Origin of the sequence: Neisseria sp. P0014.S002, from assembly GCF_051958295.1 — a bacterium.
In the GTDB taxonomy this organism is placed as follows: Bacteria; Pseudomonadota; Gammaproteobacteria; order Burkholderiales; family Neisseriaceae; genus Neisseria; species Neisseria flavescens_B.
Window position 1 is genome coordinate 155,085 of the sequence record NZ_JBQCVO010000002.1, and the last position, 13,725, is coordinate 168,809.

Consider the following 13,725-nt stretch of genomic DNA (forward strand, 5'->3'; position numbering starts at 1 on the left):
ATGTTTTCAGACGGCCTTAGCCGTTTTCTTTGCACACCAGGTCTTCAGGTGCGGATGTAATGGCGAAAATGCCACGGATGGCAGCTTCTTTGACGGTTTCGGTGAAGTCAGAGAGGTTTTCGGCTTGTGATGAGTATTGGATGGCTTTAATCATCATCGGGGCGTTGAGGCCGGTCAGGATGGCGGATTTGTTTTCGCGCACCAGTCGGCGTGCGGCGTTGCACGGGGTTGCGCCGAAGATGTCGGTCATGATCAGCACGCCGCGGTTGTCGGGAAATTCCTGCAATGCGGCGATGGCGTTGTTGATGATGTCATTTTGATCTTCGTTAGGCTGTACGCCGAGGATGTGGAGATTTTCGGGGAAGCCGTTGGGGAAGAAATGGTCGGCTAAACCGCGATAGGCTTCACCTATGGTTTCATGTGTAATGATTAACAAACCTATCATGATGTGTTCCTAGCATGGGGGTTGAGGTCGTCTGAAGATTTTTCAGACAGCCTTTGTCTTATTTATTGTTTAAGGCGTAGATTTCGCCGAGGTTGCGCCAGCAGCCGGCGGCATCCATACCGTAGCCGAAGACGTAGCGGTTGGGTACGTCCAAACCGACATAATCGGCTATGGTCGGTTTTTCTTTGTCGATCAGCTTGTTGGCAAATACGGCCGCACGGCAGCTTGCCGCGCCCATTTCCAACAGTTTTTCCTGAATGGCGGCCATGGTGTGGCCTTCGTCCAGGATGTCGTCCAGAACGACTACATGACGGTCTTTGATTTGCTCGGGGTCGGGCATGCGTTTCCAGTTGAACGCACCGCCTGCGAGTTTGTCGCCATAGCGGGAAACGTGGACGTAGTCAAAGTCCAAAGGAAAGCGCAACAGCGGCAGCAGCTGCCCTGTAAACACCACCGCGCCACCCATTACAGGCAGGAGCAGGGGGTATTTGCCGCCCAAGTCGCGGGTGATGTCGTCGGCAACTTTTTGCAAGGCCGCGCGGCATTGTTCTTGGTCAAACAGCAAGTCGGCATTGTCCAGCATGGCTTGGGTTTCAAGGCGTTTAGTTTCTAAGTCGGTCATGATAGGTCGTGTTGAGTGCGGTTAAAAACAAATTATATAGCGGATTCAATCAATTTTCGATACAAGGCGCGGCAAGAGTGTAGTGAAAGTGAAGGGAGTTTGAGCCAACCACGTTCAGACGGCCTTTTGCCCTTCTGCTTCGTCCACCAGCAAAAATGCCGTCAAAGCCAAAGCGGTCAATACCGCCGTCAACACCATCGCCCGTCCGTAATTGTCCGCACCGGCGCGTCCGAGATAATCGTAAATCAAAGTGGTCAGCGTCTGCCATTCGGGGCGCGACAGGAACAATGTGGCCGCAAATTCGCCGATACACGTTGCCGAAGCCAAAGTCAGGCCGCGCCGTAAAGCCGGTTTCAATAAAGGCGCAGTTACATAACAGGCCGTTTGAAAACCGTTTGCGCCCATGGTACGCGCCGCCGCCGCGTAATCTTTGGGTAAACCATCCCACGCGGCCAGTACATCTTTGGCCACAAACGGATACGCCAACAGCGAGTAAGTCGCGGTCAGCAGCCACAGCGAAGCCGTCCACTGCGGATAGAGCAGTAAAACGCCAAACGCGATGCACACGGGCGACACCATAAACGGCAAAAACATCAGCGCGCGCAACCACGCTATTTGCCGTGCCGCCGCCGCATACAGCACGCCCAAAACCGTTGCCGCCGCCACGGCTGATGCAGAGAAACGGATGGTGTTCCACACAGCCGCCCACGTTTGCGCTTCCAGCAAGACTGCCCACGAAGAGCCAGCCGATACCGCCTTGAGCCACACAGCAGCCAAAGGCAGCAGGCAGCACACTGCCAACATGGCCAATACCGTTGCCGTCAGCCATTTTTCCCAAGCCCATATCGGCGCACGCGGAGGCAAAGGCGAGACCGACTTATCCACAGCCACGCGCCTGCTCCAATACGCATACAAACCGCCTGCCGCCGCCGTAACCGCCAGCACCAGCCACACCAACACCGACGCACGCGCCATGTCCAACTCATACGCCACCAGCCGGTAGATTTCCACTTCCACCGTTGCAAAACGTTCGCCGCCGAGCAGCAAGGCCAGTCCGAAGCCTGAAAAACAATATAAAAACACCAGACACGCGCCGCCGGCAACCCACGCGCGCACCACCGGCCATTCGACCCAGACAAACCGCCGCCACGCGTCCGCGCCCAAAGATTGCGCCGACAGTAACCGCGCCTGCGGCACGCGCACAAATCCTTGATACGCCGAGCGCACCAAAACCGGTAGGTTGAAAAACACATTGCCGTAAATCAGCAGCCACGGCGTATCCTGCCAGCCTGCCGCCAGCATACCGTGTGCGCCAAACAAGGCCAGCACGCCCATGCCCGCCACCAAGGTCGGCATCACAAAAGGCAGCATCAGCAGGCGCAAAACCGTGCGTCGTCCGACAAAGTCCATCCGTGCCAGCACCCATGCCGCAGGCACGCCCAAAGCCGTGACCAAGACGCAGGTCAAAACCGCCTGCGCCACCGTCCAGCCCAAGCGCAGGCGCATATAGTCATCAGCCACCACTTCCGCCCAAGCGCCTTCGCCGTCGTAAAACGCCAGCGACAGCAAAGGTGCGGCCACCATGACCGCTAAGAAACCTAAAGGCAGAAGCAACAGCGCAAACCGCCGAATCCAAACCTGCATCGATGCGTACCCGAGAATAAAAACGCCTATTTTAGCCCGAGTTCGGCATAGAAGGTGGTATTCCTGCCCTTGTTTTCGGACGGCCTGTGCAGCCTGACGGATAAAACCGCCGTTTCTTCAAATTTTCCAAACATTTACGAAGTCTCTTCAAAAAGGCAACATAATTGGTTGGGCATTTTTGTTACAATGCCGCCGATTCAAAAAACCAAACAAATCAAAAACAAGGAAACATTATGACCGCTACACGTCCACAAACCTACGATGCCGTCGCGCGCGCGTTGCACTGGCTGACCGTACTCGGTTTTATCGGCATCCTCTCCACCATTACCGTTTGGACCATCTACGATGGCGAAGAATGGGTCAAATCGCTCTTCGGCGTGCATAAATCCATCGGTTTCATCACGCTGCTGGTGATTGCCGTGCGCATTGTTTGGGCTTTGCTCAATGCGTCCAAACGTCCTGCCGCCGACAGCTTTGCCGCCAAAGCAGGCCACCTTGCCCTTTACGTCCTTATGCTCGCCGTTCCCGTTATCGGCATGATCCGCCAATACGGCGGCGGTCGCGGCCCATTGAAAGTATTCGGCGTCCAAGTGATGCAGGGTTCGCCTGAAAAAATCGAATGGATGTCCAACCTCGGCAATATGGCGCACGGCAAACTCGGCTGGCTGCTTTTTGCGCTTGTCGCCGGCCACATTGTCATGGTTGTGGTTCACCGCATTCAAGGCCACGACGTTTTATACCGCATGATCGGCCGCCGTTCTTAAGTGTAAAACGGTAAACAGCCAAGGCCGTCTGAAAACAGTTTGACCAAGCAAAAACTGTTTTCAGACGGCCTTTTTGTATTTGTGTTAATCTGCAAAAGTAGGGCAGGCATTTTGCCTGACTGTTGTCTAAATACTGTAACCCGTACCGAGAAACACCATGACTGCTCCCATTCTCGCCATTACATCCGGCGAACCGGCCGGCATCGGCCCCGACATCTGCCTTGATTTGGCTTTCGCCGACCTTCCTTGCCGCCCCGTTGTTTTGTGCGACAAAAACCTGTTGGTAAACAGGGCCGAACAGCTCGGCAAATCCGTCATCTTGCGCGATTTTCAAGCCCAAGCGGCTGAACCGTTGCCCAAGGGCGAACTCGAAGTCCTGCATATTCCCTTAGATGCCGAGTGTCGGGCGGGCGAACTCAATCCTGCCAATGCCGCGTATGTGCTCCGACTGCTGGATACCGCGTATCAAGGTATTTCAGACGGCCTGTTTGCCGGCATGGTGACCGCGCCGCTGCATAAAGGCATCATCAACGATGCCCACGCAGGCAACGGCTTTTTCAGCGGTCATACCGAATACCTCGCCGAAAAAAGCCATACCGAACAAGTCGTCATGATGTTGACCGGCGGCGGATTGCGAGTTGCATTAGTGACTACTCATCTGCCGCTTAAAGATATTTCCGCCGCCATCACGAAGCCTTTAATCGAGTCGGTTGTCCGCATTCTTGAACACGACCTACGCCATAAGTTCGGCATAGCCAAACCGGTTATCCTCGTTACCGGCCTCAATCCCCACGCGGGCGAAGGCGGCCATTTGGGACACGAAGAAATCGACACTATTATTCCGGCGCTTCATGCCCTGCAGGCCGAAGGCATAGACGCACGCGGCCCTTATCCGGCCGATACCGTGTTCCAACCCTTCCTGCTCAAAGATGCCGATGCCGTCCTTGCCATGTACCACGACCAAGGGCTGCCGGTGCTCAAATACGCCGGTTTCGGCGAAGGCGTGAACATCACCCTCGGCCTGCCCTTTATCCGCACCTCCGTCGATCATGGCACGGCTTTGAACTTGGCAGGCACAGGCAAAGCCGATTCCGGCAGCCTGATTACCGCTGTCCGTGCCGCGCTTGATATGGCGCACAATATGCAGCAGGCCGTCTGAAGCGTGGAGGTTTAATCGTTTGTCGGCGTAAAGTGTTCTTGTAAGAGCATCATCAGGAAATATTTGCCTGCCGATTTGATGAGGTCGATAAATGTTTGGACAATAATCAGCACTTTATTTTAAAAACCATATCAAAAGGCCGTCTGAAGCCCTAATTGGGTTTCAGACGGCCTTTTGGTTTTTTGGTTTACCAAATTTCAGACAAAGTTTCTTTGACTTTGGCCTTCACTTCCGCACCGAAGCGGCGGCTGAGCATTTTGCTGAAATCGTCTTGCGGCGTGTAGTTGACCAGCTCAGGGGCTTTGACAACATCGCGGGCGACGCTGTAAATGCTGCCGAAATCGTCGATTAAGCCGACCTGTTTGGCTTCTTTGCCGGTGTAGATGCGGCCGCTGAAAACATCGGGATATTGTTTGTCTTTCAATCGCGCGCCGCGGCCGAGTTTGACGGCTTTGATAAATTCTTGGTGGATATCGCCCAACATGGTTTCCCAAATTTGGGTTTGTGCCGGCGTTTCAGGCGTGAAAGGGTCGCCCATGCCTTTGTTGCTGCCGGCGGTTTTCAGACGGCGTTTGACACCGACTTTGTCCATCATGCCGGTAAAGTCGAAACCGCCGCCGATCACGCCGATGCTGCCGACAATGCTGGAAGGATCAGCGTAAATTTTGTCGGCTGCGGCGGCAATGTAGTAGCAGCCGGAAGCACACATGTCTTCGGCAACGAGGTAAACGGGGATGTCTTTGTGTTCGGCTTTGAGGCGGCGGACTTCGTTAAAGGCGGTGTTGGACACGACAGGCGAACCGCCTGGGCTGTTGGCGCGGATGATGATGGCCTTGGCGTTGCCGTTGTTATAGGCGGCTTCCATGCTGTCGCGCAGGATTTGGACTTGGTCGTCGATGTCGTTGCCGATTTCGCCGGTCAGGTCGATAACGGCGGTATGTTCGCCGCGGGCATGGATGCTCGTGGTTTTTCCTTCTTCTTCCGCGAGGCCGAAGATCAGGCTGAGGAAGATGAGGACGGCGACGCCGCGCCAGATATTGCGCCAAATGCGGGCGCGGCGCTGTTCTTGGTAGGCGGCGAGGAGGACTTCGCGCAGGGTGTTGCGCTCCCAGTTGTCAACGGGTGTGGAGGCTGAAGATGGTGTGTTTGGGGCATCGCCTTCACGGTGGATTCGGTATTGCATGATGTGATGTGCTTTCTTGTGGGCCGTCTGAATGTTCAGACGGCCTTATCAGTTTTAGTTGATGGAATAGCCGCGCAGGTATTGCGTACGTTCGCGGGTCATGCGGGTTTCACACTGCAGGCGCAGGTATTCTGCTTGCGCGGCGTTGTCTGCGGACGCGGCGGCTTGTTGGCAGTTGAGTTTTTTGCTTTGAATCCAGGCGCGTTGTTCGCCGAGGATTTGTTGTTTGACATCGCTGTCCATGCCGCCCCAGAGGTCGTTAATCTCGCCGTCTGCCTGACGGTTTTGCGCGCGCGCGTTGTCGAGTTCGCTTTGGCTGAGGCCGGGCGGCTCGTTGCGCGAGGTTTCATGGTCAGGACGCAGGACTTCGTAGTCTGAATTGTCGTCATCATCGGTCAAGCCGACGGCTTGGCTGGCGGCATTGTTTTCGAGGATGTCTTGCGGATTGACAGTCGGCGGCTCTTCTGTGTTTTGGTTTTGCAGCAGCTTGATGGCCTGCTCTTTGGATACAGGTTTGCCGTCTATCATGACGATGCTTTTCACGCCGTAGGGCAGCAGGGTGGCGGAAAGGGTTTGGGCCGTGGTGCTCAGGGTATTGTCTTCGAGAACCGGTTTGCCGTCTTTGTCGGGGGTGTAGAGCAGGGTGGTGCTGAACGTGTTGTTTTCAAAAGTCAGGTTGCTACCCATCAGTTTTTGTTCAAGCATGTCGGACAACGGGGTGTTGCCGTAAATCAGCGGGCTATTGTCTATGGCTGTTTTGAGGATGGTATCAGGAATGCGGATTTTGAGGTTGGCGCGGCAGATGGCTTTGCCGTTGTCTTCGGTTTCTTTGGGGTCTTCAAGCAGGGTTTCTAATTCGAGGCCGGCGGCGATGATTTTGTCGGCATCGACGAATTGGCGGTTGTCATTGCGGGCAAAGGAGCGCGCTTGTTGTTTGAGGGTGTCTTCGATGGTGGTACGGATGTTTTGCAGTGTGGCCGGTTGGGCGCAATCAAGTGCGGCTTTCGGCTCTTCTTTGCTGCATGCGGCAAGAAGAATCGTGCTTAAAATCAATACGGAAGCGGTTTTTTTGTACATAGGTACTCCTGAAGATGACGGCCTTTCAGACGGCCTGACGTGCCTATCATAACAAAAGCACTTGCAGCAAGTAAATGCGGCAAGTGCTTTTCTATGTCAGAAGTATCAGCCTTTGATGACGCTGACAAAGCCGGAGAGGATGGCGGCGTTGAGCAAGTCAACAAAGAAGGCGCCGACCATAGGTACAATCAAGAAGGCTTTGTGCGACGAGCCGAAAGTTTGGGTAATAGACTGCATGTTGGCAACGGCGGTCGGGGTGGCACCCAAACCGAAGCCGCAGTGACCGGCCGCCAATACGGCAGCGTCGTAATCGCGACCCATGAAGACGTAGGTAACGAAGGTTGCGTACAGAATCATCACGACGGTTTGTACGGCCAAGATGATGGTTACAGGGCCTGCCAAGCCGGTCAACTCCCACAGTTTCAGGTTCAGAAGAGCCATGGCAAGGAAGAGCGACAGGGAAGCGTTACCGAATACGTCGATGGCGCGGTCAAACATATTGACTTTGAAGGCTGCGGTCAGGACATTGCGGATGACCACGCCTGCGAACAGACACCATACGAATTTAGGCAAGTCGAAGAAGGCTTTGTCGTAGCCATCCACGATTTCGGCAAATGCCAAACAGCCGGCAAACATAGCCAGGGTTTCGACAGCAGACTCGGCAGTAATCAGGCGGGTGCGCTGTGCTTGTTCAAAGATGTCGTCGGCAACATCGTTGTCGTCGGATTTGGCAGTTTTGACGACAGGTTTACGGCCCATTTTGTTGATCAGACGGCGTGCAACAGGACCGCCGATCAAACCGCCGAATACCAGGCCGAATGTTGCAGAAGCCATACCCAAGCCGGTTGCGCCGGTCAGGCCGAATTTGCTTTCAAAGTCAGGACCCCATGCACCGGCGGTACCGTGGCCACCGGTCAGGGTAATCGAACCGGTAATCAGGCCAATCAGCGGATCCAAGCCCAATGCGCTCGCCAAGCCGACACCGACGAAGTTTTGGACGATAATGAATGCCCCCACCACGGCGGTAAAGATAACCAAAGGCAAACCGCCCGCTTTCAAACGGGAGAAGTCGGCGCTCAAACCGATGGATGTAAAGAAGATGAGCATGAACGCATCTTGCAGCGGTTTTTCAAATTTGAAGCTGACGCCGTAGGCTTCGTGCAGGGCGAACAGGACGATAGCGGCAACCAAACCGCCGGCGACCGGTTCGGGAATATTGAAGTCTCTTAAGAATTTGATTTTTTGAACCAGAAATTTACCAACCAGCAACACGAGCGTGGCGGCAATCAGTGTGTAATAACTGTTGAATTCCCATTCCATGTTGTTTCACCTCCTAGAAATGTTTTTTCGAGCATCCGTTTTGTTCCGGATGTAGTGTGTTTCAACGCTTGGCGTTATCCGCCGAGTGTCATGGTATTGATGCGCGGACAAGGTGTTTTCAGAAAGAAATGAAAACAATGACGTGTCCGTGAAAAATAACTGGCAAATATTAGGGGAATAGTTAAAGATTGTCAAAAAATGCGAGTGTAAATCTTTTCAGACGGCCTTTTGTCCGATGGCATGATGTGCTTCGCGGCGCCATTGTTCTAATAGGGATGTTAATGATTCGGCCGAAGTGTGGCCGTTGCTGATGGCGGCCTGCAGCCAGTAGCAGGCGGTCGGAACATGACAGCCTACACCTTGTCCGTGATAGTAAAAACAGGCGAGGTGGTATTGGGCGGAAGGGTGGTTTTGTTCGGCAGCGATGGTGTACCAGTGTGCAGCCGCCCGAGGATCTTGCGCTGTACCGAGGCCGTAATGGTAGATGCGGCCTAAGGCTGCCGCCGCGTTTTTATGGTGGAACTCGGCAGCTTCCATGTAATTTTTGCGTGCGGCATTGTAGTCGGCGGGACGGCCGATGGCGTGGGCTTGTGTCTCCGCCAAACGGTATGTGGTCTCGGTTTGTTGCTGTTGCAGGGCGGCAGTTTTGATTTGTTCGTATTGTTGCGGATGGTACAGCGCGGCGTCGCTGATGAGTTTTTGTGCCGCAGCGGCAGAACCCAGTGCGGCAGCACGGTGGTAGTAATCGTGCGCGATATGGTTGTCGGCTTTGATGCCGAGGCCGTAGCGGTAGAGGTCGCCCATGATTTTCAGGGCTTCGGGATGGTTTTTCTCGGCAGCAGCTTTGGCATAGCGCGCCGCTTGGAACGGATCGCGTTCGGAAAGTTCGCCGGTCAGGGCGTATTGGGCCAGCTTGGCCTGTGCTTCCGCTTGCTCCTTATCGGCGGCACGACGATACCATTCTAAGGCTTCGGGTTTGCGTTGGGTGGCAAGAAGGTCGGCCAGCAGGATTTGTGCGGCGATGTGGCCGGCTTGCGCGGCTTGTCTGAGATATTGTTCGGCTTTTGCGTGGTTGGGGCTGACACCTGTACCGTAGAAGTAGATTTGACCGAGTTGCCAGTAGGCGGCAGTCACGCCGAGCGCGGCCGCTTTTTCGTATTGTTCGATGGCTGTCGTAACGTCGCCTTGGCGTTGATGATGGCGTGCCAGATGGTAATACGCAGGCGCGGCATATCGGGCAGCGGCAAGCTCTGCCCAGTAGAGAGATTGTGGATCGTTGCGTTGCGCATGGTAACGCATGAGGATTAGTTGGGCTTCGAGGTAACCTTGCTCACCCAGCCAGGCGTATTCGTTAAGAAGCTGTCCGGTCGGGGTACCGTTGCGTTCGCGTTGTTGCAGCAGGATAAAGAGTGCCTTGGGATGGCGTTGGGCCGCGGCGGCTTCCAGCCATGGAAGTGCCTGCTCCGGATGACCGTTTTGCAGCAGATGGTCGCCCAATACAAAAGCAGCTTCCGTATATCCCTGCTCTGCGGCCTGTTGCAGCAGGGGCAGGGCTTGGGCGGTATTGGATTGTTCCAAAAGGGCGGCGGCTTGCCGGTAGAGGATATCAGGAGCGGCGGTCATGGTTTGCGGGCGGATATAAAGTGGAAGACGGATGCTGCGGCATATGGGCGGCGATACCGGTTGAGGGCTTTGTAAAAATATTGCTCGGCATAGTTTTGTAGAGTGTATTGCCTTGCTGGCTTATCTTTAGGATGCTTGGCTTGTTATATTGTTTTGCCTGGGGGTACATCCATATTTTGTGCGTTACAAAAGGCTCAGGTTGAGTCGGTATGCGCTCATGACAGCTCGGTCATTATACTGTTTTTGTAATTTATTGTTAATGATAAATGCAGGGTTTTGTGTTTTATTTACATGGCAGTAGCTAAGATATTGATTGCTTCAGGCCGTCTGAAAAACATTTCAGACGGCCTGAGCTTTTCTTTCGCTAAGTCAGGTTGTTGGAGAGGAAGAGTCGGAGGTTTTTTTGTTGGGGAAAAACACCTGACTATAGAAGTTGCCGTTAATTTGGGTCACGTTGAGGTGGTACATTCGGTAGGCATGGAACAGCTCTTTGTCAGGCGGTGTCGGATGATTCCAAAATTCTGCCAAGGTATTTTGGTCAGTAATGCCGGGAATATCATAATAGGCACGACCGAGCACTTTGACAGGCATATTGTGAATCAGTCCGGACAGCCCGCTGGTGCTGTTGATGGTGACCATGCCGAGGCCGTGGCGCAGGAAAACGGGCAGGGGGACATCATGGACATAAATCACACGGCCTTTGAGTTCGGGGTGTTCTTTGATAAAGCGTTTAATGTCGCGCCAGTAGTCGATAAAGCCGCGGTCCATCGGATGATGCTTGATGATGATGTTGGTATCAGCAGGCGCGTGTTCGGCAAATGAACTCAAAACATGGAGCAGGAAGCTGCGGACGCTGGGAAAGTCGCAATGGATACGGACTTGGCTGTCGTTAAATACCTGCAGGGGAACAATAAAAAACTTGCCGTATTTGCCTGCTTCCACACGTTTGGCGATTTGGATGTCTTCAATATAGTAGTTTAAACGCTTGAGGATGGAGAGCGACCATAGTTTGAGGTAATGGCCGGCATTGGGCGCGCGGTGGTGGATGTAGTCGGGGTATTTGCGTGGATTGCGGAACAACTCGATATAGTAACGGATGGCGTTTTTTGCCATGGGCGTAAACCCGCCGCGTACCGGCGTTGGCGCTTTATATTCTTGCTGGGCAAGCTTAGGGAATTGTTCAAGAAAAAAGTCGGCACGGCGCGGCAACGGGGAAAATGCGTTGACGCCGTCTTTTTCTAATGTGATGTAGTAGGGGCGGAAATAGCCTTCTTCAAACGCCCAGAAACTCGCTTGGTTTTCGTTTGCAATACGTTTTGCAATGACGTGATAAGGACGTGTGTCGCCAAAGCAGACAACGGCCTGGATGTGATGCTGAACGATATATTCTTGCAAAAATTCAGGAAAGGCATCGTAGTCGTCGTTAAAAACAATGGTATGAGCTTGAGTGGGCGGATAAAAATAGTCGTCGCCTGCATTAAAGTTGAATTTATGTACAGTTTTACCGTTTTCAGTCAGCCAGTTGGCAAGGCGCAGAAAAAAATCGCCGACAGGGCCTTGAAGCAGCAGGATATTTTCTGCGCTTTCAAGCAGGTTTTGCAGGTTGTTTTGGAGGACGGGCTGTTTCATGTCGCAATGTGGTTTTGTTTTTTATGTAATAGTTTTAGGTTGAACTTTCAAGCATACGCCAAGAGAATTAACGATGCAAAGGCAATGATGCCTCAATAGAGGCAAGTTTATGACGCATTGTTAATTTAGATGGTATTTATTTGAAAGATCGATATAGTTGTTTGATTTTACCTAATTTTTTAGCAAAGTACCCGCGATGTAATCCGTTGTTGTTTTTTTGCATATTTTTTTGACGTATCAGGATTTGGGCTGCGGTTTCCGCATTGATGGCCTGATGGGTTTCGGGGTGGATGTAGTCGGGATAGTGGATGAGTGTGCCGGCAATCAGCTGCCAAAGTTCAAGCCTGCGGCTGCGGCGCGGGATGGGCAGCAGATCTTGGGTAAGCCCCCAACCTGCGTAAAAAGGCAGGCCGTAGCAGCTGACTTTTTTGCCGCGCAACAAGGCTTCAAAACCGGTCAGCGAAGTCATGGTGTGAACTTCGTCCGCGTATTGGAGACAGGTCAGGATATCGGCTTGCTCGGCGGTTTGGTCGGCATATCGTGCCGCATCTTCAGGGGAGATATTGCCGACGCGGTTACCGCTGACTACATCGGGATGCGGTTTGTAGATGATATAGGCATCGGGATTACGTTCGCGTACGGTACGGAGTAGATCCAGATTGCGATAGATTTGGGGCGAACCATAGCGGATAGACGCATCATCTTCAACTTGGCCGGGAACGAGGATCACGGTTTTGTCGGTTGACGGGACGGTGAAGTCTGAGCTGCCGACGTTGTATTTGCTGATGTGGTTTTCTGTCAGCATTTTTTGCAGCTTCAAGGCCGTCTGAAAGTCTTGATCGTCGAAGTTTTGGTTTTGCAGGATGTGTTCGAGACGGGACGGGGTTTCTGCATTGAAATAAATGCCCATATCGTCGGTAACGAGCGACAGCGGCGGTACTAAATTAGAACCGAGTCCGACCGAGCGGATAAAGCCGTCTTCCATGCGCAGCAGGGGGATGTGGTGTTGTTCGGCAAAGCGGACGATGGCCTCTTTGCCGTTGCCCCAAGCAAGGATGCGTGCATCATCGGACAGTTTGACCCCGGCCAGTTTTTTTGTGGAGGAGATAAATTTCAGACGGCATGAGGGTACGTTAAAGAACGGTTTGGCAACCGCGCGTTTCCACAAAGACATGCCGACGCAATACAACTCGCCACGCAATTTGTTGTTTTTGCGTTTGACCATCGCCAGATAGTCGATGACATCAAAGAGGCTGCCTGCTTCGCCGGTATTGGGGTTGAGGTAGCGGCTGTATTGCAGATAGGCTGCGGCGAAGAGCTGCAGCAAGTTGCGGGGGGCGCGGCGTTGGGTTTGAACAAGGCTGTCGATTTTTGGGTGGCGGTCGTCGCTCACGCCCCATCCGGCATACCACGGCAGGCCGAAGGTGGTCAGCGGTTTGCCGCACAAAAGCGCCTCAAAACCCATTTGTGAGGTAACGCAATAAACTTTATCGACGTTTTGCAACAAAGAAATCGGATTGATGTCTTCTGCCAAAAGGTGGACGCGGTGTTGCTGCGCCAGCAGGGTCAGATAGCCTTGTTTTTTGCCGCACAAAACATCGGGATGGGTTTTTACCCAAATATCGGCTTGCGGGTTTTCATTTAAGGCCGTCTGAAACATCAGTTCAAACGTAGAGGCATCTGCGCCGCCATATTGAATGGCCATATCGCCGAATGTTTGGTCGATGATGAGGATGGTTTCAGGTTTGGATGGGGAACGTAAAGGATGATCGTCTGAAAGTTCGGGCGCGTGGTTGTATTTGGACAAGTGGTGTTGCAGGATGAAATTCATCGCCTGTTGCGCCTGAGCCAAGGTTTCAGACGGCATGGTATCGGCGGCAAGAATCAGTTGTTCCAAACGCGAAGGACGGGTGGTGTCGTAGTAGATGCCGATGTCGTCATAGACGATAGAGTAGGGCGGATAACCGGAGACGCCTAGTCCGAGCGATCGTAAAAAGCCGTCTTCCAAAGCAATAAAGGGAAGCTGGTGTTCGGCAGCAAACGCACGCGCTTTGTGTGTCGTCGGGCGCAAACCCCAGCCGACAACAGCCTCTGCTCCTTTTCCATCTTTGCAGATATGAAACTCGGGCAATAGGGTGGAGAGATGGGGGATTTTGCGGATGCCGCGAGAGGGGATGTAGGCGTTTTTCACAATGCGTTTTCGTCGATTATTGTTATTAATGGATTGTAGGCCGTCTGAAAAGAGGAGCATTCTTTCAG

11 protein-coding genes are annotated in these 13,725 nt (G+C 53.3%); 2 read left to right on the forward strand and 9 right to left on the reverse strand.

The window, feature by feature from the left end; translation table 11 throughout:
• Window positions 1-16: 16 nt before the first annotated feature.
• The 3 genes from ACTHSX_RS02970 to ACTHSX_RS02980 all read right to left on the reverse strand — a co-directional run bounded on the left by ACTHSX_RS02970 (window position 17) and on the right by ACTHSX_RS02980 (window position 2,711).
• On the reverse strand, window positions 17-445 hold the full coding sequence (locus tag ACTHSX_RS02970) for a PTS sugar transporter subunit IIA (protein ID WP_003683821.1): 429 nt from the start codon (window positions 443-445) through the stop codon (window positions 17-19).
• Window positions 446-503: 58 nt separating this feature from the next.
• Window positions 504-1,067, reverse strand: coding sequence for a hypoxanthine-guanine phosphoribosyltransferase (locus tag ACTHSX_RS02975; RefSeq protein WP_440376770.1), 564 nt, complete (start codon window positions 1,065-1,067; stop codon window positions 504-506).
• Window positions 1,068-1,181: 114 nt separating this feature from the next.
• Window positions 1,182-2,711: an ABC transporter permease gene (locus tag ACTHSX_RS02980; RefSeq protein ID WP_440376771.1), complete on the reverse strand. Its 1,530-nt coding sequence runs from the start codon at window positions 2,709-2,711 to the stop codon at window positions 1,182-1,184.
• Window positions 2,712-2,944: 233 nt separating this feature from the next.
• Between ACTHSX_RS02980 and ACTHSX_RS02985 the strand changes: the two genes are divergently transcribed.
• Window positions 2,945-3,475, forward strand: coding sequence for a cytochrome b (locus ACTHSX_RS02985; RefSeq protein ID WP_440361702.1), 531 nt, complete (start codon window positions 2,945-2,947; stop codon window positions 3,473-3,475).
• 157 nt (window positions 3,476-3,632) lie between these two features.
• A complete protein-coding gene (gene pdxA, locus ACTHSX_RS02990) occupies window positions 3,633-4,634 on the forward strand; it encodes a 4-hydroxythreonine-4-phosphate dehydrogenase PdxA (protein ID WP_070590140.1) in 1,002 nt (333 codons plus the stop codon).
• 187 nt (window positions 4,635-4,821) lie between these two features.
• On the opposite strand, the gene ACTHSX_RS02995 is transcribed toward pdxA, so the two are convergent.
• From ACTHSX_RS02995 to ACTHSX_RS03020, 6 genes are all read right to left on the reverse strand, one after another.
• Window positions 4,822-5,817, reverse strand: coding sequence for a S49 family peptidase (locus ACTHSX_RS02995; RefSeq protein WP_070590143.1), 996 nt, complete (start codon window positions 5,815-5,817; stop codon window positions 4,822-4,824).
• 54 nt (window positions 5,818-5,871) lie between these two features.
• Complete coding sequence (locus ACTHSX_RS03000; RefSeq protein ID WP_440376772.1) at window positions 5,872-6,894, reverse strand: lysozyme inhibitor LprI family protein; 1,023 nt, start codon at window positions 6,892-6,894, stop codon at window positions 5,872-5,874.
• A 105-nt stretch (window positions 6,895-6,999) separates the two neighbouring features.
• Window positions 7,000-8,214, reverse strand: a complete 1,215-nt coding sequence (gltS, locus tag ACTHSX_RS03005; protein ID WP_440376773.1) for a sodium/glutamate symporter — start codon at window positions 8,212-8,214, stop codon at window positions 7,000-7,002.
• Window positions 8,215-8,430: 216 nt separating this feature from the next.
• Entirely contained in the window at window positions 8,431-9,837 is a 1,407-nt protein-coding gene (locus ACTHSX_RS03010) for a tetratricopeptide repeat protein (RefSeq protein WP_440376774.1), read from the reverse strand.
• 369 nt (window positions 9,838-10,206) lie between these two features.
• Window positions 10,207-11,466 (reverse strand): capsule biosynthesis protein, encoded by a 1,260-nt coding sequence (locus ACTHSX_RS03015; RefSeq protein ID WP_311458370.1) that lies wholly within the window; start codon window positions 11,464-11,466, stop codon window positions 10,207-10,209.
• A 136-nt stretch (window positions 11,467-11,602) separates the two neighbouring features.
• Entirely contained in the window at window positions 11,603-13,717 is a 2,115-nt protein-coding gene (locus tag ACTHSX_RS03020) for a capsular polysaccharide biosynthesis protein (RefSeq protein WP_440376775.1), read from the reverse strand.
• Window positions 13,718-13,725 lie beyond the last annotated feature (8 nt).